Origin of the sequence: Micromonospora echinaurantiaca (genome assembly GCF_900090235.1) — a bacterium.
Classification (GTDB): Bacteria; Actinomycetota; Actinomycetes; order Mycobacteriales; family Micromonosporaceae; genus Micromonospora; species Micromonospora echinaurantiaca.
On sequence record NZ_LT607750.1, the window covers coordinates 3,150,028 to 3,172,061 of the forward strand.

12 protein-coding genes are annotated in these 22,034 nt (G+C 71.8%); 1 reads left to right on the forward strand and 11 read right to left on the reverse strand.

Annotation, left to right across the window (positions count from 1 at the left end; translation table 11 throughout):
• Positions 1-2: 2 nt before the first annotated feature.
• The 7 genes from GA0070609_RS14395 to GA0070609_RS14425 form a co-directional block, all read right to left on the reverse strand.
• Positions 3-4,259: a papain-like cysteine protease family protein gene (locus GA0070609_RS14395; protein ID WP_088994282.1), complete on the reverse strand. Its 4,257-nt coding sequence runs from the start codon at positions 4,257-4,259 to the stop codon at positions 3-5.
• A 9-nt stretch (positions 4,260-4,268) separates the two neighbouring features.
• Complete coding sequence (locus tag GA0070609_RS14400; protein WP_088994283.1) at positions 4,269-4,553, reverse strand: hypothetical protein; 285 nt, start codon at positions 4,551-4,553, stop codon at positions 4,269-4,271.
• 9 nt (positions 4,554-4,562) lie between these two features.
• Positions 4,563-9,728 carry a poly(ethylene terephthalate) hydrolase family protein gene (locus GA0070609_RS14405; RefSeq protein WP_088994284.1) on the reverse strand — a complete coding sequence of 1,722 codons (5,166 nt, stop codon included), beginning with the start codon at positions 9,726-9,728 and terminating at the stop codon, positions 4,563-4,565.
• Positions 9,729-10,101: 373 nt separating this feature from the next.
• On the reverse strand, positions 10,102-12,432 hold the full coding sequence (locus GA0070609_RS14410; RefSeq protein WP_088994285.1) for a beta-xylosidase/alpha-l-arabinosidase: 2,331 nt from the start codon (positions 12,430-12,432) through the stop codon (positions 10,102-10,104).
• 38 nt (positions 12,433-12,470) lie between these two features.
• Entirely contained in the window at positions 12,471-13,286 is an 816-nt protein-coding gene (locus tag GA0070609_RS14415; RefSeq protein WP_408630647.1) for a carbohydrate ABC transporter permease, read from the reverse strand.
• A gap of 41 nt (positions 13,287-13,327) precedes the next feature.
• Positions 13,328-14,323, reverse strand: a complete 996-nt coding sequence (locus GA0070609_RS14420; RefSeq protein ID WP_088994286.1) for a carbohydrate ABC transporter permease — start codon at positions 14,321-14,323, stop codon at positions 13,328-13,330.
• Complete coding sequence (locus tag GA0070609_RS14425; protein WP_088994287.1) at positions 14,320-15,627, reverse strand: ABC transporter substrate-binding protein; 1,308 nt, start codon at positions 15,625-15,627, stop codon at positions 14,320-14,322. Before GA0070609_RS14425 ends, GA0070609_RS14420 begins: the two co-directional genes overlap by 4 nt.
• 164 nt (positions 15,628-15,791) lie before the next feature.
• Here GA0070609_RS14425 and GA0070609_RS14430 point away from each other — a divergent pair, with 164 nt between their 5' ends.
• Positions 15,792-16,817, forward strand: coding sequence for a LacI family DNA-binding transcriptional regulator (locus tag GA0070609_RS14430; RefSeq protein ID WP_172899514.1), 1,026 nt, complete (start codon positions 15,792-15,794; stop codon positions 16,815-16,817).
• Positions 16,818-16,947: 130 nt separating this feature from the next.
• Here the strand turns inward: GA0070609_RS14430 and GA0070609_RS14435 are convergent, their stop codons facing one another.
• The 4 genes from GA0070609_RS14435 to GA0070609_RS14450 all read right to left on the reverse strand — a co-directional run bounded on the left by GA0070609_RS14435 (position 16,948) and on the right by GA0070609_RS14450 (position 21,999).
• Positions 16,948-18,141, reverse strand: coding sequence for an endo-1,4-beta-xylanase (locus GA0070609_RS14435; protein ID WP_088994289.1), 1,194 nt, complete (start codon positions 18,139-18,141; stop codon positions 16,948-16,950).
• A 345-nt stretch (positions 18,142-18,486) separates the two neighbouring features.
• Entirely contained in the window at positions 18,487-20,109 is a 1,623-nt protein-coding gene (locus tag GA0070609_RS14440; protein WP_088994290.1) for a glycoside hydrolase family 43 protein, read from the reverse strand.
• Positions 20,110-20,230: 121 nt separating this feature from the next.
• Positions 20,231-21,439 carry an MFS transporter gene (locus GA0070609_RS14445; protein ID WP_088994291.1) on the reverse strand — a complete coding sequence of 403 codons (1,209 nt, stop codon included), beginning with the start codon at positions 21,437-21,439 and terminating at the stop codon, positions 20,231-20,233.
• Between the two features lie 77 nt (positions 21,440-21,516).
• Positions 21,517-21,999, reverse strand: a complete 483-nt coding sequence (locus GA0070609_RS14450; protein ID WP_088994292.1) for a hypothetical protein — start codon at positions 21,997-21,999, stop codon at positions 21,517-21,519.
• Positions 22,000-22,034: the final 35 nt, after the last annotated feature.

Here is a 22,034-nt window from a genome sequence, read left to right on the forward strand (position 1 = left end):
CGTCAGAAATGGAAGACGCCGACGAGCAGCGCCACCGGGTCGGCGCCGGTGTGCAGTTGGTCGAAGGCCCGGAAGGCCATGGTCAGCGCCGTGCCGCTGGCGGGGTCGACCATCGACACGGTGCTTCCGTCCGGGGTGCCGTCGCCGCGGACACCGGTGAGGATCCGCACGTGCGAGATCTGGTTGTTCTCGATCCCGTCGTCGCCGACGTCGAGCACCGGGCCGGCCGCCTCGATCAGCCGGGCGAGACCCTCCGGCGTGTAGCTCACCGGGCCGTCCTCGGTCAGCCCCACCGCGGTGAGGACGGCCCGCAGGTCGGCGACGCCGACCCCCTGGTTCAGGTCGTACCTGCTGCGCCACGAGCCGCCGAGTCCGTCGAGGACCTGTTCGACGGTCGCCGACCGGCCGGTCTTCCAGTTCGACATCATCGTTGCGCCGGCGGCCCAGCAGACCAGCGACGACTTCTGCGTGATCGGTACGACCGGCGGATCGACCGCGACGTCGAGTGCCGGCCGCCCGGCGGCGGCGCCGGTCTTGACCGACACCGTCCCCTCGGGCCGGGTGACCCGCAGCGAGCCCTGATCGGAGGTGGCCACCCGGTCGATCGCGCGTCGCACCGCGGCCGAGCGGGTCGCGGTCGGGGTCGCCGGCCGTACCTCGCCGATCGCTCCCCGCAGCGTGCTCCGGGTCAGGGTGCGCGCCTCGTCGTCGGTGAGGAGCCCCTTGTCGCGGGCGTCCTTGATGTGCGCGAGGGTGCGGTCGAGTTCCTTGTTCAGGAACCGCTGCTGGGCGAGGGCGCCCGCCTTGGTGGCGAAGCCCTGCGCCGCGGTCATCGACGTCTTGAGCGCCTCGGCGGCGTTCTGCTGGTTGACGGCCAGCCCGGTGAGGTCCTTGAAGATGGTCGCGCTGCCCAGCGCGGTCATCGCCGCCGCCAGGCCGGTCGGGTCGGGGGCGGTCGGCACCTGTTGCAGACCGACGACGGGGGTCGGCAACGCGTCGGGTGTCAGGTTGGGCGGGGTGCTCCGCCGGCTGGCCGTGCTGAGCGGGTCGATGCCCGGTGGGCGGTCCGGGATCGGTGCCTCCTCCCACCGCCAGAACTTCGTGTCGTCGATGACCTCGCAGCTGTTGCACCTGCTGAGCACGGCCTCGGCGAAGACGCCGGAGGTCGGCAGGCTGATCCGCATCGGTGGCGCCGGGTCGGCGGCGTAGAGGTGGCGCAGGTCCGCCGGGGTCGAGCGGCCGAACTCGTACGTCGCGTCGAGCTTCAGCCCGGGCGCGACCGGCATCACCAGGCTGTTGCCGACAACGCCGACGACCCGGTTCTCCACCACGGAGGCGACGCTGCGCCCGCCGGCGTCCGGCGCGACGAACCCGTCCAGCAGCAGGTAGCGGCGGTTCGGATCCATCATGAGCCAGATCGCCCGGTGGTAGTGCTCGACGTGTTCGTCGAGGTGGTCGAGGAGCCGCTCGGCCAGGCGGCGGTCCCGGTCGCGCGGGTTCCGCTTCTCGACAGCGTCCAGCGGCACCGCGATCTCGACGGCGTCGCCGAGGCTCAGGTCGTTGAGGATCCGCCGGTTGAGGAACAGGTGGTGGCTCAGGTGAGCGGTGCGGTAGCGCAGCGACCCCGAGTCGACCACCAGCCGGGCGCCCGGCGGCAGGTTGCTGATCGCCAGCGACAGCCGGACCCGGTCGATCTGGGCGCGCAGCACGGTCGGTAGCGGGATGCCGGCCTGCAACCCGACCAGCATGGGACGGTCCTGCCCGAACAGTCCGACCATCGCCGGGTCGACAGTCACCGTCCGGGTGGCCGCCCCGTCCTCGATCAGCGACATGGTCATGGTTTCGAGCAACCGTTGGGCCACCCCGGGCGCGATCCGGCTGTCCCAGATGGCGTCGCGGGACGCCGGCAGGGCGACTCCCAGATACCGCTGCCAGATGTTGGCCGGCGAGTCCCAGAGCAGGTCGGCGTAGCCGTCCCAGTTCGCCTCGACGAACTCGCCGGACTCGCCGTCCGCCGGCCGCGGCAGGGTGGCCCGCACCAGCAGCTCGCCGTCGAGGTCGACCAGCGCCTCGTCGGCGTACCGGGCGGGCGGCACGTCCGCGCCGGCCCAGTTCGCCCGGACCCGCGCCAGCGCGTCGAACGCGGCCCGCAGGTCGCGGCGGCGCAGCCCGCGTTCCAGTGGTTCCCGCCAGCGCAGCGCCTTGTCGGCGGTGAACGGCGAGATGGCGAACGGGATGAACAGGCACTCCTGCACCGCGGCGAGTTCCTGGCTGACCTGCAGGTGGCGCAGCACCTCGAAGTACTCGACGGTCAGCGCGTGGCAGTGGTTGTAGTTCGCCACCACCTCGGTCTGCGCGCGCACTGACTCACCTTGGCGGGCGGTCTGCACGAGGGTGGAGCGCTGGCCGCGGACGGCGCTGGCGGACTGCAGGGTGCGGTCGCGGACCTGGTTGAGGGCGGTGCCGGTGAGGGCGCGGGCGGAGGTCTGGTTGGCCGTCGAGCCGGCCGACGACACGCCGCCCGCGGCGCCGAAGACCAACGGCCCGATGAACCCGCCGATGGCGGCCGCCACGGACGACACGTCGGCCGAGGAGTTGCCGCGCATCGACTCGGTCAGGGTGGACCGGATGACGTCGCTGATGTCGCTGTCGTGGCTCAGGTCGGCGACGAGTTCCTCGGCCACGGTCCGTTCGGCCCGCCGGCTGGCGACCTCCGACCGGTTCCAGTCGAGCACGGAGACGAGTTTCTGCTGTCCGGGCGCGAGCGGCAGCGAGTAGAGCAGGTCGCCGAGGGAGTAGCCGTCGGCCCGCCACACCTGTTTGATCGTCAGCAGGTGTCCGTGCGCGATGGTGGTCGCCTGGTAGCCGTACGGGATCTGGTCCCAGTCGAGCTGGCGGTGCGGATCGAGGGTGAACCGGCCCGGCTCCGGCTGGGCGAGCAGCCCGACGGCGGCGCGGAAGCGGCGGACGACGCTGGTCTGTTCGGCGGCCACCAGCCGCAGTGGCGTGACGTCGTGCGGGTCCCGGGCCAGGTCCGCCAGCACGCTGGGGTCCAGCCGCAGGGGGTCGCCCGCCAGTGCCCGCTGTTCGAGGACCCGGCTGGCCAGGGTGTCGGGGGCGGTCGACGCCCACCGGCCGTCGAGTTCGATGCCGGGCACGAAGCGCTGCGCCGCGGTGAGGGCGCGCGGCACGACCTCGGGTTGCCGGGCGGCGGCGCGGGCTTCCGGCGCGCCGGACGCGAGGCCGGCGGCGGCGCGGGTGGCCGCGGCGCCGAGGGCGAACGGGCCGGTGCGCGGCAGGTTCGCCACGGGGTCGGCGGTCGGGGCCGGCGCGACCGGCGGGACCGGGTCCAGCACGACCGGGCGTACGCGGGCCAGCCGCACCAGTTCGTCGACCAGCGCGCCGGGGATGGCCGGCCGGCCGGTGGGCGTGACGCCCTTGAGCTGCGGCTGGGTCGTGCGGACGACGGCCTGGTAGGTCACCTCGTCGAGGGTGCGGTTGGGGACGGTGAAGTCGACGCAGCGAACCGCGTCACTCGCGTACGCCTCGACGTTGCCGGCGACGTCCACCTGGTCGGGTGAGCGGGGCGGGGAGGTCGGGTCCGGGCAGTCGCAGTCGTCGGGTTTCGGCGGCGGGGCCGGCAGCGCCGGCGCCTGCAGCACGATCCGCCGGGGCAGCAGCCCGTCCTCCAACGGGATCGGGATGGGCGGGCCGCCGGAGAGCACCGCGTACGCCTCGGCGAACCCGCGGCTCGGCCACGGCCCGGAGAAGTAGCCGCCTACCGCCGTCCGGGTCACCGACACCGGGGCGGCCGCCGGTTCGGCGTCGGCCCGCGCCCAGATCACCAGCAGCAGGTCGGCGGGCACGCCCCGACCGCGCGGGTCGATCGCCAGGCCGGTGTACTTCAGCTGCTGGCCGAGGGCGAGGTCCCCGCTCGGTGGCACCTCGGTGGCCGGCCGCGCCACGACGGTGACCTCGACCGGTTCGGTGGGCAGGTCGGCGGGGACGACCCGGTTTCCGGCCGGCAGCCCGTCGGGGGCGAATGCCGTCAGGGTCACCGGCCCGCGTCGGTCGGCAGGATCGGGCAGCTCCAGCGCGAAGGCGCCGTCGCGCTCGACAACCGCGTCGCGGCGTCCGGCCACGAACACCGCCTCGGCCGCGTCGACGGTGAGCCGCTCCTCGAACCGGGCGCTGACCGCGTAGCCGGTGAAGTCGTGCACGCCGGTCGCGTCGAGCGTGCCGCGCAGCAGGGTTGTCATCTTGTCCTCCTACGCGTCCGGAGCGCTGTATGTGACGCCGGTGGAGGCGAGGTCCTCGCCGTTGGCGTAGCCGATCCGCAGCTCGTCGCCGTCGTCCGGCACGGCGGTCAGGAAACCGAGCACGACCCCCTCCGCCAGGGTCGGCATCAGGCCCTGCACCGCCTGGGACCCCACCCTGGCGAGCATCGGGGTCGCGCCGAAGACGAGGCCGCTGCCGCGGATGACCACCCGCATCACCCAGTCCGTGGGCAGCGGTGTGGCGATGGTTTCGAAGTCGGCGCTGTCGACCTGCATGGCGTGCTCCTAGTGCCGCACGAGCTGAAGGGAGTCGAAGAACAGGTGCCGCAGCATGCCGGGCGCCGCTCTCAGGCCGACCTGCGCGACCCGGGCGGGGTTGATGCCGGTGAGCTTGTCCACCGGAAGGGTCATGGTCTCCAGGCGCAGAACGGTGGAGTTCCCGGTTGTCCAGTGCCAGACGGGCCGTCGGGGAACGAGCGGTCCGCTGAGGGCCGACGCGCTGATCGTCGTGCTAGCCCCGTCCGCGTCGGTGACGACCACGCTGAAGGCCGGTAGTTGGCCGGCGTCGATGGTGTCCTGGCTGGTGAGGTCGTAGTCGGCGCCGACACCGAAGGTCAGCGCGTCGAAGCTCGACCAGTCCGACTCCCCCGGTCGCAGGGCGACGGAGTAGGCCGAACCGCCCGGACCGGGTGGCTCCAGGACGAGGATCGTCGTCACGTGGTTCGTCGCCATGTCCAGTGACCGGGCGCCGATCAGGACGTCCGGGAACGGGTCGATGGAGCCACCGGTGAGAGTGCGGGGCCTGACCGGGTCCTCCATGTCGTCGAGGACCTGGATCTGGCTGCCGAACGACCACTGCAACGACACCCCCGCGCCGAGCGTGTTGGTGGCGGTGCCGTCGAAGAGCCCCTTCGGCTTCGCGTCGCCGAGCAGTCGCCACCGGAACAGCCCGCCGATGTACTCGTCGGCGAGCTTCTCGTGATCCGTGTCGGACAGGAGACGATCCGGGAACAGGCCCGCGTCGTCGGCGGCCTTGAACCATTCGGAGTTGAACCGGTTGTGGTTGCAGTTGTCGATGAAGACCATCGCCTTGTCGCAGGTGGCGCGGTCGTAGTGACGGAACCCGGTCCCCCCGTAGTACCTCGCACCTCGCCCGCCGGCCACGTCGCCGTCGCGCGCGCCGTAGACGACGGCGAAGAAGGGGGTGTCGGCCCTGCCGAGCGCCACCTCCTCCGGCTTGCCGAACGCGAGGTCGGTCGGGGCGAGTGCGCACACTGCCCGGATGCCGTACCGGGTGGCCGGCGGGCGGGCGCTGTTCCTTCGGGCGGCCCGGACCACGGCGTCGCCGCCGCGGGAATGCCCCATCAGCGCTACCCGGTCGAAATCCAACCGTTGGTGCAGCGACGACGACGGGTTCGCGTCCAGGGTCCGCAACGCGTCCAGCGCACCGAGCACCATCTGCGTCCGCATTTCGATCATCGAGTCGAAGAGGTTCGCGACATTGGTGTCGACCGATACCGAGACGATCCCGTGCCGGGCCAACTCCTCCTGCAGCTTCTGGTAGCCGTTGAAACTCGGGATGAGCCTGCCGGGCATCGACTGCCCGTGCAGGATCACCGCCACCGGCAGCCGGCCGGTTCCGGCGACCCGGGTCGGCGTGGCGGCGTCGGCCGGGTGCACGATCCGCAGCCGCCGCTCGACGAGGTACTTCGTCGGATCGAGCGGATCCTGCTCGATGAGCCCGGCCGCTTCCGGCTTCTCGAGGTGGTCGCCGAGGAGTGCCTTCAGGGTGTCGTACGTGTCGATCACGAAGGGGGTCAGGCTCGTCTCCCACAACGGCTCAATGACCACCACTTGCGGGATCTGGTGGAACAGCTCCAGGGGCGGCGACGGGGTGAGCCCGCCGCCGACGACTCCCCGCTCGTCGGCGAAGCTGACCTCGACCGTCTCGCTGGGGCTGCTCACCTTGATGTCGGCCTTCGCGCCCTGCGCCGCCTTGTCGATCACGCCGTCGACGATCGGATCCGTGGTGGGGCTCTGCGATCCCGACCGTGGCTCGCCGACCAGGCCGCGCAATGCGGACGAGGCCAGCTCCTGCGCCTCGCTCTGGGAGAGCAGGCCGTCGCCCCGCGCCTGGTTGATGCGGTCCAGCATCCGCTCGGCGTTGCGACCGAGCTCCTGCTGGCTGGCGAGCTTCGCCGCTTCGTCGCCGAGTGCCGAAGCGGCCGACAGCGACGCCTCGAACGCCGCCGCGGCGTTGCGTTGGGTGCCCTCCAGTCCGGTGACGTCCTGGAACAGGCCCGGCTTGGAGAGCAGCTCGAAGGCGGCCCGGAGGCCGACCGGATCGGGCACCGCGGGTGCGTTCTGGATCTGCACCAGCGGCGCCGGCAGCGGGGTCGGGGTGAGGTCCGGCTCGTCGCCGGCCCGACTCTCGGTGGAGACGGGGGAGATCTCCGGCAGCTCGAGCTGCCCGTCGGTGCTCCACCGCCAGTAGCGGGTGTCGTCGACGCTCTCGCAGGCGTTGCACGAACCGGCGACGGCTTCGGCGAAGACGCCACGGGTCGGCACGCTGACCCGCAGCGGCGGCGCCGGCGGGGCGGCGTACGCGTTGACCAGCGGCACCGGGGCCGCCTCGCCGCCGGCCTCGGTGAGCGTGGGGTCGAGCCGCAGCCCGGGTGCCGCCGGCAGCACCAGGCTGTTCCCGACGATGCCGATGAGCTGGTTGCTGCACAGGCTGGCCACGCTGCGGCCGCCCAGCCCCGGCACCTCGACCGCGTCGAGCAGCATGAACCGGCGCTGCGCGTCCAGGCTCATCCAGATCGCCTGGTGGTAGAACTCGAGGTGGTCGTTGAGGTGGGCGACCAGCAGGTCGGCCAGCTTCACGTCCTCCTGCCGGGGGTTGCGCAGCTCGCGCTGGGACAGCGGCGCGGCGACCACGACCGCGTCGCCGAGCTTGATGTCGTCGATGATCCGGGCGTCGTCGAAGAGCACGGCCGACAGGTGCGGCGTCCGGTAGCGCAACCGGCCGGAGTGCACGATCACCTGGGCGTCCGGCGGCAGCGGCGGGCCGTCGTACCAGATCTTGACGTGCGCGATGTCGTCGCGCGGGACGCCCGGCACCGCCCCGGCCTGGTTGACCGTGACGTACAGCGGCACGCTCTCGGCGTAGCGCGACACCAGGGTGGCGTCGACCGGCACCTCGGACTCGCCACCGTTCGGCCCGACGAACGCCAGCCGCAGCCGCTGCACCAGACGCTCGGCGATGCCGGGCGCGATTTCGGTACGGAAGATCCGGTCCCGCTCGCGCGCGGTCCGCTCGTTCAGCTTGGCGGTGAACAGTTCCAGGGTGTCGACGTTCAGGAACGGCGCCAGCGGCTGCCACATGTCGACCTGGTACTTGCCGTCGGCGGCGTCGCGCGGGCGGGGCAGCAGGAAACTGACCCGCAGCTCGCCCTCGATCGACTCGGGCGCCTCCTCGCTGTAGCGGGCCACCGGAAAGTCCCAGCCCACCCAGTTGTCGGCGATCCGCTCGATGGCGTCGAAGCCGCCGCGCAGCTCACCCCTGCGGAGGAAGCGTCCCAGCACCTCGCGCCAGCGCAGCGCCTTCGCCCGGTCGAAGGGCGCCAGCGGCAGCGGCACGAACAGGCACTCGCGCACGTCCGCCAGCTCATGGGTGACCAGGAAGTGCCGCAGCACCTCGAAGTACTCGACCGTCATCGCGTGGCACCGGTTGTAGTTGGCCACCACCTCGGTCTCGGCCCGCAGCGTCTCCCCCTGGCTGACGCTCTGCACCACCGACGAGCGCTGGCTGCGCAGCGCCGAACTGCGCTGGGCCACCCGGTCCCGCAACTGCTGCATGGAATCGGCGGCGAACGTCCGCGCGGCGTCCTGCCAGGACGAGGAACTGGACCCGCTGGTGCCGCCGGCGACGCCGCCGAAGATGCCGAAACCACTGCCGATGAAGCCCGCACCGAGCCCGCCGGCGACCCCCCAGGTGGTGTTGCGTGAGCCGGACGAGATCTCCTCGTGCAGGTCGGTACCGACCATCTCCAGCACGGCCCGGTCGCGGCTGAGCAGCGCGTCGAGGTGCTCCTCGTACTCCAGCCGCTCCTCCCGCGCCGACGACGTGCGCCGGTCCCAGTCGACCACCGCGACCTGGCGACGCTGCCCGGGCGCGAGCGGCAGCGAGTAGAGCAGGTCGCCGAGGGAGTACCCGTCGGCGCGCCAGACCTCTCGGAACTGCAGCAGGTGACCGTACGCGATGTCCAGCGCCGGGTGGATCCGCGGCGTGTGGTCCCAGTCGATGGCGTCCTCGGCGTCGAGGACCGTCCGATCCCACGCCGTCCGCAGCCCGGCGTCGATCATGTCCGTGGTGGCGGTCACCTCCGACAGCCACGCCGCGCGGGTGATCGCGGCGACGCTCGGCGGCCGGTCGGTACGGACCAGCGAACGCGCCGCGTGCACGTCGAGGGTGAGGTTCGTGGTCTGCAGGGCCACCGACGTCGGCCGGGTCAGGCCGAGTGCCTGCGACGCGATCGACACGCCGAGCAGGTCGGCGAGCAGATCCGACGGTACGGCCCGGCGCGGGTTCAGGGTCAGCCCGGCGACCCGCGGCTCCGAGGTCCGCACCACCTGGAAGTACGCGAACTCCTCGATGGCCCGGTTCGGCATCGTCAGATCGACACAGCCACCGCCCAGGTCCTGCGAGAACGCCTCCGGGCTGCCGGTCAGATCGGCCTGGTCCGGCAACCGGGGCGGCGTCGCGGAGCAGCCGCAATCGTCGTCCGGCAGCTCGTCGTCGTGAAGGTCGACGACCAGCAGGATCGCCCGCGGCAGCCGGCCGTCGGCGGCCAGTGACACGGGCTGCCGCGCTCCCCCGGCCACGCTGCCGGAGGCCGAGGCCAGCACGTCGTCGACCCAGTCCGCGCCGAACCGGCCGTCGGACCGGGTCGCGGTGATGACCAGGGGCCGGGCCGGTCGGCTGTCACCCTCGATGTCGGACCCGTCGGCCTGGTCGACGCCCCAGATCACCACCGGCAGGTCGGGCGGAACCCGCCGGCCCTGCTGGTCGACGACCTGGCCGGTGATCCGGGCACGGGCACCCAGGTTGGGCTCGTCGCTGGGCACGACCTCGACCCGGTCGACCGTCGGGACCCGCAACCGGAGTGGTTTGGTCAGCTGCTCGAGCGAGCGCCGCAGCCGGTGCACCTCGACACCGGTCGCGGCCGCCACGGAGATCTCCACCGGGTCGACCGGGACGCCGTCCGGCGTGACCTCGATCCGGAATTCGCCGTCGGCGGGTAGCCGCGCCGAGCCGACAACGGGAAACCGGAGCACCGCGTCCCCGAGCGTCCGTTCCGCCCGCAGGCTGACCTGCACGCGGTAGCCCTCCACCGACCCTCCGGTCGCCCGGGGCCGGACTGTGCCGTGCACGACGAGTATCTCGGCCATGGTGACCTCCGCGCAGCGTCGGTGGCGATCGCGTCAGGCCGACTCCGGTCGTGGCTCGCCCGCGGAGGTATCTGCCGGCTACCGCCGGCGCCATGCCGGGCAGACGAGGGATGAGCAGCGCATTCACGTCTCGCAAGGCTCATCGTCCGCCGCACCGACGGGTAGGTAAAGCCATCGGTCGAGTCAGATCACGGACCGCTGTCGCGCTTCTGCGCGGGTCCGGCCGGGCACAACGTCCCTCTCGGCCACGCGGCCACCGGCCGATCGCGGGAATGGCTCGGCCATCCGCTCACCGGGTGGCACGTCCCGGACGGTGCGACCCGGACGACGCCCGCCGGCCGTCCCGAATCGACGGCCGGCGGGCGGGCGTAGCTCAGCTGATCTCGGACGTCGTCCACCGGGCGGAGGAGTTGGTGACGGGCACGGTGTCGCCGACCAACGTGGTCAGCCCCTGGGCGTCCCGGCGCGCACTCGTACCGACCCAGACCTCGACGTCACCGGGCTCCACGACCCGGGTGAGCGTGCGGTCGGAGAAGGCCAGCCGCGTCGTGGGCACGGTGAACTCGACAGTGACCGACTGACCGGGCGCCAGGTGGACCCGCCGGTAGCCGAGCAGCTGCGCCACCGGCCGGGTCACCGACGCCACCAGGTCACGGCCGTAGAGCTGGACCACGTCGTCGCCGGCGACCGCGCCGGTGTTCGTCACGCGTACGGTCACCGGCAGCGCCCTGTCGGTCGGCACCGTGGCGGGCACGGTCAGGTCGGTGTACTCGAACGTGGTGTAGGACAGGCCGTGGCCGAACGGCGCCGCGGGCGTGGTGGGCAGGTTGGTCACCTCGCTGCCCTCGCCGAGCGTGGGGTGCAGGTACGAGTACGGCTGCGCCCCGGCCGACCGGGGCAGGCTGACCGGCAGCTTGCCCGACGGGTTGACCCGCCCGGAGAGCACCCCGGTGATCGCCCCGGCGCCCTCCTCGCCAGGAAAGAACGCCTGCACCACCGCCGCGCAGCGGGCCAGCGCCCAGTCGACCGCGTACGGGCGGCCGGTGAGCAGCACGAGGACGACCGGTGTGCCGGTCGCCAGCACCGCCTCGACGAGCTCGCGCTGGACGCCCGGCAGCTCCAGGTCGTCCCGGTCGCAGCCCTCGCCGACCGTGCCGCGCCCGAAGAGGCTGGCGTGGTCGCCGACGACCAGGACGGCGACGTCCGCGGCGGCCGCCGTGGCGACGGCCTCGTCGAAACCGGATCGGTCGTCGTCGTCCACATCGCAGCCGCGGGCGGCGGTGACGAGATCGGCGCCGAACTCGGTTCGCATCGCGTCGAGGACCGTCGGGACCTCGATGCCGGTCTCCACGTCGGAATGCTGGACGAGGACGTGGTTGAGGAAGGAGTAGCACCCGAACAGCGCACCCGGCCGGTCGGCGTTCGGGCCGATGACCGCGACGCGCCGGCCCGCGGGCAGCGGAAGCGCGTCCCGGTTGGCGACCAGGATGATCGACTCCTCGGCGAGGCGGCGGGCGATCGCCCGGTGCTCGGGCGAGTCGAGGTCGACCCCCTGGGGCGGTTCCTCCGTGAAGGTGGCGTCCAGCAGCCCGAGTTCCAGCTTCTGCCGCAGGACCCGCAGCACCGCCCGGTCGACGAGCGCCTCGCTCAGCTTGCCCGCCCGCACCGCCTCCGCCACGGCGAGGTAGGCGTCGCCCGTCGGCAGCTCGACGTCGACCCCGGCGGTCAACGCCTGCACGGCCGCCTCCGCGTGGTCGCCCGCCACGTGGTGCAGCAGGTTCAGGAACGCCACCCCGTAGTAGTCGGCCACCACCGTGCCGTCGAAGCCCCATCTGTCCCGCAGCACGCCGGTGAGCAACGTCGGGTCGGCGGCGACGGGCACGCCGTCGATCTCGGCGTAGGAGTGCATCACGGAGCGCGCGTTGCCGTCGAGAATCGCCATCTCGAACGGCGGCAGCAGCACGTCGGCGACCTCCCGCGGGCCGGCGTGCACCGGGGCGAAGTTGCGCCCGGCGCGCGAGGCGGAGTAGCCGACGAAGTGCTTCAAGGTGGCGTGCACCCCCTGCGACTGCAGGCCGCGCACGTACGACGTGCCGAGGGTGCCGACCAGGTAGGGGTCCTCGGCGATGCACTCGTCGACCCGACCCCAGCGCGGGTCACGGATCACGTCGAGCACCGGGGCGAGTCCCTGGTGGATGCCCAGGGACCGCATGGACGCCCCGATCGCCGCGGCCATCTCGGTGACCAGCTCGGGATCGAAGGCGGCCCCCCAGGCCAGCGGCGTGGGGAAGGTGGCGGCCTTCCACGCCGACAGCCCGGTGAGGCACTCCTCGTGGACGATCGCCGGTATGCCGAGCCGGGTGCCGGTCACCAGGTCCGACTGGAACTTCCACAGCCAGGACGCGCGGGCGGCGGCGTCGACGGGACGCGTGCCGTACGGCCGGGTGAGCTGGCCGAGCCCGTGCCGGGAGAAGTCCTCCAGCTTGCTGCTGTCGCCGAACTCGCCCTGCAGCGGTGCGACGGCCTCGCCGTCCTCCTTCTCCCAGAAGCCAACCAGCTGGGCGACCTTCTCCTCGATCGTCATCCGGCCGAGCAGCTCGCGAAGGCGCGCCTCGCCGTCGCGCCCGTCCCGCAGGTCGTGGTCCGGCTCCGCCTGGACCGGCACCGACACCGACCCACCCACCGCACCCCGAACCTCAGTCATGATGTGCTTCCCCTTCGTTGTGCTGGTACCGCTGTCGCTCATCCCTTGACCGCGCCCTGCAGGCCGCCGACGATCTGCTTCTCGGCCAGCGTGAAGAAGAGCAGGGCCGGCAGCATCGCCAGCGACGTGAAGGCGAGGATTCCCGCGGTGTCCGAGGTGTACTGACTCGAAAAGTTCTGGACACCCAGCGGCAGGGTGTGCAACTCGGCGTCGCCGAGGACGAGCAGCGGCAGGAGGAACGCGTTCCAGCTCGCCACGAACGCGAGGACCCCGACCGTGACCAGCGCCGGCCGCGACAGCGGCAGCATGATGCGCCAGAGGAACCCGAGCCGGCCGGCACCGTCGATCGCGGCGGCGTCCTCCAGCTCGCGGGGTACCGCGGAAAGGAAGGGACGCAGGATCACGATCGTGAGCGGCAACTGGAAGGCGACCTGCGGGAGGATCACCGCGTAATAGGAGTTGATCAGGTTCAGGTCACGCAGCATCAGGTAGAGCGGCAGGATCGCCGCCCCGGCCGGGAAGAGCAGGCCGAGGGTGAAGAAGGTGTAGAGCCCCTCCCGCCCGCGGAAGGTGTACCGGGCGAGCACGAACGCGGCGCAGACGCCGAGCACCACCACGCCGAGCGTCGTACCCAGGGCGATCACCGCGCTGTTGACCACCTGCTGCCAGAAGTCGCTCTGCGTCAGCACCCGGACGTAGTTGTCCGCGACCCACGGATCGGGCAGGCCGGCCGGGTCCGCGATGATCTGCGGGGTGGTGCGGAAGCCGCCGACGATCACGTAGACCACCGGGGTGATCGACACGGCCGCGACCGCGAGCGCCAGCACGTAGGTGAGCGGCGTGCCCCACGCCACCGGGCGGCGGCTCGAGGAGGGAACTGGATTGGCGACCACTGTCAGTTCACCCTCCCGGTGATGGCGCCCTCGATGTCCCGGCGGAGCAGGAAGCGCTGAAACAGCAGCGCCGCCACGAACGAGATGACGAACAGGATCACGGCCACCGCGTTGCCGTAGCCCCACAGCCGGGCGAAGAAGCCGTTGTCCACCATGTACGTGGCCATGGTGGCCGAGGCGCCGAGCGATCGCACCGCGGGCACCGAGGTCACCCAGATCACCTCGAAGGTCTGCAGCGAACCGATCATCGACAGGAACATCCAGATCCGGAACGTCGGGCCCAGCAGCGGGAGCGTGACGTGGCGCTGGGTCTGCCACCAGCTCGCGCCGTCGATCGCTGCGGCCTCGGTCAACTCCGGCGGGACGTTCGACAGGCCGGCGAGCAGCAGGATGATGGCGAAGCCGACGTACTTCCAGGTGAGGACGAACAGCATCGTCCAGATGACGATGTCGAGGTCGGCGAGCCACGCCTGCACCAGGCCGCCCAGCCCCAGTGACCGCAGCAGCGCGTCGACCGTCCCGTTGTCGGTCAGCAGCAGCTTCCACATGATGCCGACGGTGACCTCGGCGAGCACGTACGGCACGAACACCAGCAGGCGGAACACGGTGCGCCCGCGGAAGCGACGGTTGAGCAGCAGGGCGATGCCCAGTGCGAGGGGGCCCTGGACCACGAGCGACCCGATCACGATGATCGCGTTGTTGCGCAGCGCGTCGAGGAAGATCGGGTCCTGGAAGGCGAGGACGTAGTTGTCGTAACCGACGTACTCGGTGGGCGGCCCGACCCCGCGCCAGCGGAAGAGGCTGTAGTAGACCGCGAAGCCCATCGGCACCAGCACGAACATCACGTACACGACGATCGCCGGTGTGGTGAGCCCGATGATCTCGTACCACTTGCGTCTGGTCTCGGCCGCGCGGGACGAGCGTCGGGCGGCCGGGGGGCCCGCCGGCGGCGCGAGCGCGCCGCCGGCGGGGTTGAGGGTCGGGTTGGTGGAGGTCACTTCTTCGCGGCCGCCTTCATCGCCGAGACGACCTGCTCGGGGCTGCCGTTGCCGGCGAAGATGGCGACGATCGCGTCGTTCATCGCGTTGCCGACGGTGCTGCCGAAGGCCGTGTCCAGCCAGAGCTGCACGTAGGTCGCTCCGGAGGTGGCCTCCAGGATGGACTTCAGCGCCGGGTCCGCGATGCCGCCCTCCGCGCCCTTGGTGACGGGCAGGCCGGTGCCGGTCTCGGCGTAGCCCTTCTGCACCTCGGGGCTGACGATGTACTTGAGGAACTCGACGCACTCGGCCGGGGCGTTCTTGGCGCAGGCGAACCCGTCGCCGCCGCCGAGCGCCGCCTTCGGGTCACCGGCGGAACCGGAGATCGCCGGTACCGGGAACCAGCCGAGGAACTTCTTCAGTGCCTCCGGGTCCTCGGCGGCGGTCTCCAGGGTGCCCCGGTTCCAGTCCCCCATCAGCTCCATCGCGGCCTTGCCGTTGGCGAGCAGGCCGTTGGCGCTGGTCGGGTCGTTCTGCCCGGGGGTGGCGATGAAGTTGGCCTGGAACGGCTTGGTGTCGATGAAGGTCTTCAGGTCCTGGCCGGCCTTGACGAAGCACGGGTCGTCGAAGACCAGGTCGATGGACGCCTTCTTCAGCGTGTCGACCGAGCAGGCGCGCAGCGCGAAGTTGTACCACCAGTGCGCGGCGGGCCACTTGTCACCGGCACCCAGGGCGATCGGGACGACGTTGATCGCCTTGAGCTTCGTGACCGCCTCGTTGAGCTCCTCGAAGGTGGTCGGCGGGGCGGTGATGCCCGCCTTGGCGAACATGTCCTTGTTGTACCAGATGCCCTCGATGCCCATCCGGAACGGCAGGCCGTACTGCTTGCCGTCCACCTGCCAGATCTCGGTCGCGCTGCCGATGTTGGCGACCTCCGTCTTGACCTGGTCGGTGATGTCCTTCAGGTAGTCGGCCTCCACCTGCTCACGCATCTCGCCGCCGCCCCACGCGGCGAAGATGTCCGGCGGGTCACTGGTGAGCAGCGCGGCGGGGAGCCGGGTGCGCTGGAGCTGGTTGGTCTCGATCGCCTCGATCTGGATCGTGACGGTCGGGTGCAGGGCGGAGAAGTCCTTGGCGACCTTCTCCCAGTAGGTCTTGCCGGGCCCGTCCTGGGAGGCGTTGTGCCACCAGGTCAGGGTCACCGGGTTCTTGTAGAGCTCGCTCTCGGCGGGCGCTTCGTCGTCGCCGCCGTTGCAGGCGGTGACAAGGAGTGCGCTGGTCAGGAACAGCGCTAGGACGGCGCCCGCACGGCGCTTCATCGCCATCGGTGTCTCCTCGACTAATCAGTCGCGATACTCGGCTGGTGGCCGAGTTTTACAGCCGTGTAACCTCGTGTCAATCGTTATCGATAACGTTTTCGAATCTGCGGTGACGGGCTGCGGAGGGCGCTCGTATCATCGTCGGCGTGGCGTTTCCGCAGCGTGTGAAGATGTCGGACGTGGCCCGTACGGCCGGCGTCTCGGTGGCGACCGTGTCCAAGGTCGTGAACGGTCGGTACGGCGTGGCAGAAGCGACCGTGGAGCGGGTCCAGCAGGTGATCCGCCAGCTCGGCTACGAGGCCAGCCTGGGGGCGCAGAGCCTGCGCAGCCACCGCACGAACGTGCTGGGCATCCTGGTCGCCGAGTTCGAGCCGTTCTCCACCGAACTGCTCAAGGGGGCGTCGCGGGAGGTCGCCGGCACCGGCTACCAGCTGCTGGCCTACTCCGGCGGTGACGGCGGCGGCGCGGCGATCGGCTGGGAGCGCCGGTCGCTGGCCCGCCTGTCCGGCACCCTCATCGACGGGGCCGTGATCGTCACGCCGACCGTGGTCGAGACCAAGCCGGGCTTCCACGTCGTCGCCGTCGACCCGCACACGGGCCCGTCCGGCCTGCCGACGGTCGACTCCGACAACTTCGCCGGCGCCGTGCTCGCGACCGAATACCTCCTGTCGCTCGGCCACCGCCGCATCGGGCACATCAGCGGACGCCCCGACCTCGAGTCGGCGCGCCTGCGCGAGGCGGGCTTCCGCAAGGCCATGGCCGACGCCGGCGTGCCGGTCGACGAGCGGCTCGTACGCGTCGGCGGGTTCCGGATCGAGAGCACCGCCGGCACGGCCGCGGAGCTGCTGGCACTCCCCGACCGGCCGACCGCGATCTTCGCCGGCAACGACCTCTCGGCCATCTCCACGATGGACGTCGCCCGGAGCATGGGCCTCACGGTGCCCGACGACCTGTCGGTGATCGGCTTCGACAACATCCCGGAGTCGGCGCTGGTCGACCCGCCGCTGACGACGATCATGCAACCGCTGCAGCGCATGGGCGCCGAGGCGTTGCGTCTGCTCGTCGACCTGATCGCCGGCGTCGAGCGCGACACGCACATCCGGCTGCCCACCGAACTGGTCGTCCGCGCCTCGTGCGGCCCGTACCGCCCCGGCCCGGGGGTGCCGCTGTCCCGCGCCGCGACGGCGGGCGGCTGACCCGTCGGTCCCGGTCACGACCCGGCACCCCGTCGCCGCCCGCCGAGGTGGTCGAGGTGGCGGCGGGACCGCCCGGCCTGCCGTGCTACGACGAGCAGGATGGCCGTGCGGCCCCGCCTCCGCCAGTGATTCACCGGCGCGGCCTGTGCGGGACGCGCGGCAGTACGTACGGCGGGCCGGCGTAGATCAGGTCGGCCTTCATCTCGTGGTAGGCCCGCTTGGGTAGGTAGTTCTCGTCGTAGATGGTGGCCATGCCCTCCGGCGGGTCGCTGAACCAACCGGGCACCCAGGAGTGCTTGTCGGTGAAGCCCCAGACGGTGAACGACAGGCAGTGCCGGTCGGCCAGGCAGGCGCGCAGCAGCACGCTGAAGTTGGCCGCGGACGCCTGCAGCCGCGGGTTGATCTCGGCGGAGTCACCGGCCTGGACCCCCTCGGTCAGCTGGCTGCGCACGTCGACCTCGGTGAACGCGGTGGCCAGGCCCAGCCCGGAGAACTTCTTCAGCGCCGCCGCCACCTGCAGGGTGTCGTAGTTGCCGTACTGGGTGCCCAGGTGGCCCTGGCTGCCGATGCCGTCGATGGGCACGCCCTCGGCCCGCAGTTGCCGGGCCATGTCGTAGACGAACTGCGTCTTGTCGTTGGCCGGGTCACCCGAGCCGAACGCCTCGATGTTGTAGTCGTTGTAGAACAGCAGCGCCTTCGGGTCGGCGGCCCGCGCCCAGCGGAAGGCGTCGGCGATGTAGCCGGGCCCGAGGTGCTGGGCCCAGAAACCCTTGTAGTGCAGGGTCGGCGGGTTGTCCCACGGGTCGCTGACGGCCTCGTTGACGACGTCCCACTGCCAGATCTTGCCCTTGTACCGGCTCACCACCGTGGTGATGTGCTTCTTCAGCAGGGCGCGCAGCTCCTCCTTGCTGATGGAGCCGTCGGCGACGCCGCTGGTCAGCCAGCCGGGCAGCTGGTTGTGCCAGACCAGCACGTGACCGCGGATGCTCTGGTTGTTCTGGCGGGCGAAGGCCACGAGTTCGTCGGCCGGCCCCCAGTTGTAGCTGCCCCGGGTCGGCTCCAGGCTCTCCCACTTCATGGCGTTCTCGGCCGTCACGGAGGAGAACTCCGACGCAGCGAGCTGGCGGTACCGCGGGTCGGCGGGGTCGTTGAGGACGGCCAGATCGACAGCGGTGCCGATGTGAAGGCCGTGTCGCTGGCCGAGCGTACGCAGGCTCTGCTCGGCGGGGTCGTACTGGCGGCCTGCCGTGGCCGGCAGGGCGTTGAGCGTGGCGACGGTCGCGACCGCGACCACACCGGTGGCTATCCACCGTCTCAGCTTCATCTGCGTTCCTTTCGGGCTGACCATCGACCGCCGCCGACGAGCCGAGGCACGACGTCTGCCGCCGGCACCCGACGTGGCGATCAAGGATTGGTGGTGGCCGTGCGGCCAGGCTTCCGACCGGGGGCGCCGGAAGTTTCGGGGCTCTAACCGGAACTAGCTCGGAACGTTAGGAGTCGATACCTGCCGTGTCAATGGGCGCTTCCGGCAGGCTCAGACGTCGTCATCGAGTCGATGCCGGCCGGCGAGCTGCCGAAACTTTCGGGCCGGCGGGTCCAGGCGTGGGCGCCGGGCCGCACCGGCGGCCGGGCCCGACCAGCGGCCCGGCCTGGTCGGTGACCCGGCGGTTCAGTGTTCGAGGTACGTCGCGTGGTCGAAGTCGGCGGACACCCCGTCGCCGCCGAGGTCCTGCACCCACAGCCCCAGGAGCGCGCCGGTGAAACCCCACGCGGCCGGCTCGCCGTCGACGATCACGGCGGCGTGCTCGTCGGAGAGGATGGTGGCGTCCAACTCGACCGGGAGTTGGCGCCAGCCGTCGCCCAGGTCGTAGCCGAACCGCAACGCCGGCCCGTCGAACTCGACGCGCAACCCGACGCGGGCGGCGGTGCCGACGTCGACGGTGAGCTCCGGGTAGGCGGTCCGTCGGCCGCTGTCCGAGCTGAGCAGCTCCAGCACCACCCGGCCGTCGTCGGCCCGGGTCAGGTAGAGGTAGTACCAGTTCAGCGTGTTGTAGTAGCCGGTGATCCCGGCCAGGTGCCGGTGGTCGACCGGGTCGAACTCGACGACCGTTTCCAGCGAGCAACGCGCCGCCCCGACCCGCCGGGCGACCAGACTCGGCGTTTGCTTGCCGACCGGCGACTGACCACCGTGGACGCGCAGGTGTGAGGGGCGGGACCGCAGGTCGACCCAGTCGGCCGTCGCCGGGCGGCGCAGCGTGGACCACCAGGTGGCCAGCCGCGGCGCGTCGAAGTGGTCGGTCGCGGGCTCGTCGGGCCACGGGTGGGCGGGCAGGTCCGGGGCGGGGATCTCGGTGGCCGGCACGCCGCCGGGAACGCGGGGCCAGCCGCCGCGCGGCCAGTTGACCTCTTGGATGGCGGTCTCCCGCCCCAGCACGCAGTTGCCCAGCGGGGTGTAGGGACGTCCGACGAGGTGGGCGAGGTACCAGTCGCCCCGCTGGGTGCGTACCAGACTGCCGTGACCGGCCTTCTGCAGCGCGAGGTCCGGCCGGCCGACGGAAGTGAGCAGCGGCCCGGCCGGATCGACCTCGTAGGGGCCGAGCAGATCCCGCGAGCGGGCGACGGTGACCTGGTGCTCCCAGCTGGTGCCGCCCTCGGCCGTGACCAGCCAGTACCAGCCGTCGTGGCGGTAGATGTGCGGCGCCTCGGTCAGGCCGACGTCCGTACCGGTGAAGATGATCTTCGCGTCGCCGACCAGTTCCCGCCGGGCGCGGTCGTAACGCTGGATCTCGATGCCACCGAACCGGTCGCGTCCCGGCCGCCAGTCGGCGCTCATGGACAGCAGCCAGGTGGAGCCGTCCTCGTCGTGGAAGAGCGACGCGTCGAAGCCGTGCGCGTGCAGCGCGACCGGATCCGACCAGGGGCCGGTGATGTCGGGCGCGGTGGTGAGGAAGTTCTGGGCGTCCCAGTAGCCGCTGGCGAAGCTGGCCACGTCGCTGTAGACCAGGTGGAACAGGCCGTCGTGATAGGACAGGTCGGGTGCCCACACCCCGTTGGAGTCGCCGCACCCGCGCAGGTCCAGCAGGCGGCGCTCGGTGATGATGCCGCCCAGCGCCCGCCAGTGCACGAGGTCCCTGGAGTGGTGCACGCGCACCCCGGGGTACCACTCGAACGTCGAGGTGGCCAGGTAGTAGTCGTCGCCCACGCGGAGGATCGACGGGTCCGGGTGGAAGCCGGTAAGGACGGGGTTGCGGATCGACCGGGCGGTGGCTAACTCTGCGATCTCGGTCGACATGGTCGACTCCTCCAGATTCTCCTCCCGGCAGGTTTCCGGAAATCGCTGCCGGGTAGCGTCAAGATTTCGCCCACCGTAACGGCTCACGGCCAGCCCCGAACAGCCCCTTACCGCTGATGTCTCACCGGGAAGGCTCCGTCACCATGCCGGCACGGGCGCCGGCCGGAGCCTCGAAACTTTCGGGCCGACGGCTCCGCCAGGCGACCGCCGCAGAGATCAGGCAGATCACCGCCGCCGCGATCAGCGGCGGTCGCCCGCCGAGGTGGACGGCGGCGGAGCCGAGTGGGATCGCCACGGCGATCGGCCCGAACATCGCGGTGTTCGCCGTCCCGGCCACCCGGCCGAGCATCGCCGCCGGGGTGTGCGTCTGCACCGCGGTCACCGCCGCGACCAGCGTCCACGGCAGACCGACACCGGCGACCACCGACGCGACCACCGTGACCGGCCACCACGGCAGGCACCGCGCCAGGCAGCCGACCGCGAAGAGCACGGTGCCGGCGACGGCGACGGCGGCCGGGCCGCGCCGGGCGATGAGCCGGCCGACGATCAGACCGCCCACCAGCGACCCCGCTCCCTGGGCGCTGACCAGCACGCCGAGGAACGTCGCCGGCAGGTCCAGTTCGGTGACGACGATCGCGTACAGCGCCGCGGTGGTGAGGCCGGACATGGCGATCGACACCGCGGCCAGCGCCACCGGGACGCGGGTCGCCCGCTGCCCGGCCAGGACGGCGAGCCCGGCCCGGAGGCCACCCTGCCGTCGGGTCGGCGGGTCGGGTGGGGTGTGGACCAGTCGCACCGCCAGGTACAGGGCGGCGACCAGCACGGGCATGGCGGCGCTGAGTACGGCCACGGCGTGACCGCCGTGCCAGGCGTACAGGCCGGCGCCGGCCGCCGGGGCGACCAACTTCATGCCCTCCTGGGCGCTGGAGCGCCACCCGTTGACGTCGCCGAGTTCGGCGGGCGACAGGGCGGCCGGCAGCAGCGCCGTCTCGCCGGCGTCGATGAGGACGTAGCTGAGGCCGTAGGCGCACGACACGGCGAACAGCAGCCAGGTCTGCCCGGGCCCCCGGACGGCGAGGAGGCTCAGCAGGACGGCGGCCAACGCCAGGTTGACGGCGATGACGAGCGGACGCCGAGGCACCCGGTCGAGCAGGGCGCCCAGCCACGGGCCGGCGAGGACCGGGGCGTACACGCACAGGCCGGCGAGGGCGGCGAGGCTGGTGGAGCCGGTGAGGTCGAGGATCCAGATGCCGACCACCAGGGCCATCGCGGTGCTGCCGAAGCCGGACAACAGCGAGATCGCCACGAACAGGCCAGCGTTGCGGCGCATGAGCCCTCCAGAGTTGAGCCGGGACGACTCACATCCTCAGACTTGCGCGGACAACAGGCAATATGGGCGAGGAGCTGTCAATGCCCTGTTGACAGGGCGGCGTCCAGGATCGCCGCGACGTCCTGGACGGGTGCGGGCAGCCGCTCGGGCCCCGCCTGCGCGAGGTCGGCGGCGATCAGCAGCGCCAGCGCGTACAGCGACCCCGGCGGGGCGTCGAGGGCGGCCTCGGCGGTGCGGCGTACCAGCTCCGCCCGGCGGAACCGGCTGTCCCACCGGCGGTCCGTGTCGATCCATCGCCGCAGGTCCGCCACCGCGTTCCGGATCGCCGCGATGGTCGGCGGGTAGCGCAGGTCAAGGCTGCGCCGGCGCGCCGACCGGGCGGCGGCCAGGCGGTGCCGGCGCTGCTCGGCGGCCTGCCGGCTAATCAGGCCCAGCGCGGCGGCGACCTGCGCCCACGTCGCGCCGCCGTGGCGCGCCCGGTCGATCAGCTCCAGTTCCTGCTCGTCCAGCCGGGCGCGGGCGGCGCGCAGGTCGGCCAACTGGGCCAGCTCCGAGGTCACCCTGTCAACGCTACATTGACAACAGGCCAAGCTGC

Coding starts and splice junctions, on each gene's coding strand:
- GA0070609_RS14410 (WP_088994285.1), bottom strand. CDS start 12,432: ATGACTGAGGTTCGGGGTGCGGTGGGTGGGTCGGTGTCGGTGCCGGTC.
- GA0070609_RS14395 (WP_088994282.1), bottom strand. CDS start 4,259: ATGACAACCCTGCTGCGCGGCACGCTCGACGCGACCGGCGTGCACGAC.
- GA0070609_RS14445 (WP_088994291.1), bottom strand. CDS start 21,439: ATGCGCCGCAACGCTGGCCTGTTCGTGGCGATCTCGCTGTTGTCCGGC.
- GA0070609_RS14435 (WP_088994289.1), bottom strand. CDS start 18,141: ATGAAGCTGAGACGGTGGATAGCCACCGGTGTGGTCGCGGTCGCGACC.
- GA0070609_RS14430 (WP_172899514.1), top strand. CDS start 15,792: ATGTCGGACGTGGCCCGTACGGCCGGCGTCTCGGTGGCGACCGTGTCC.
- GA0070609_RS14425 (WP_088994287.1), bottom strand. CDS start 15,627: ATGGCGATGAAGCGCCGTGCGGGCGCCGTCCTAGCGCTGTTCCTGACC.
- GA0070609_RS14405 (WP_088994284.1), bottom strand. CDS start 9,728: ATGGCCGAGATACTCGTCGTGCACGGCACAGTCCGGCCCCGGGCGACC.
- GA0070609_RS14400 (WP_088994283.1), bottom strand. CDS start 4,553: ATGCAGGTCGACAGCGCCGACTTCGAAACCATCGCCACACCGCTGCCC.
- GA0070609_RS14440 (WP_088994290.1), bottom strand. CDS start 20,109: ATGTCGACCGAGATCGCAGAGTTAGCCACCGCCCGGTCGATCCGCAAC.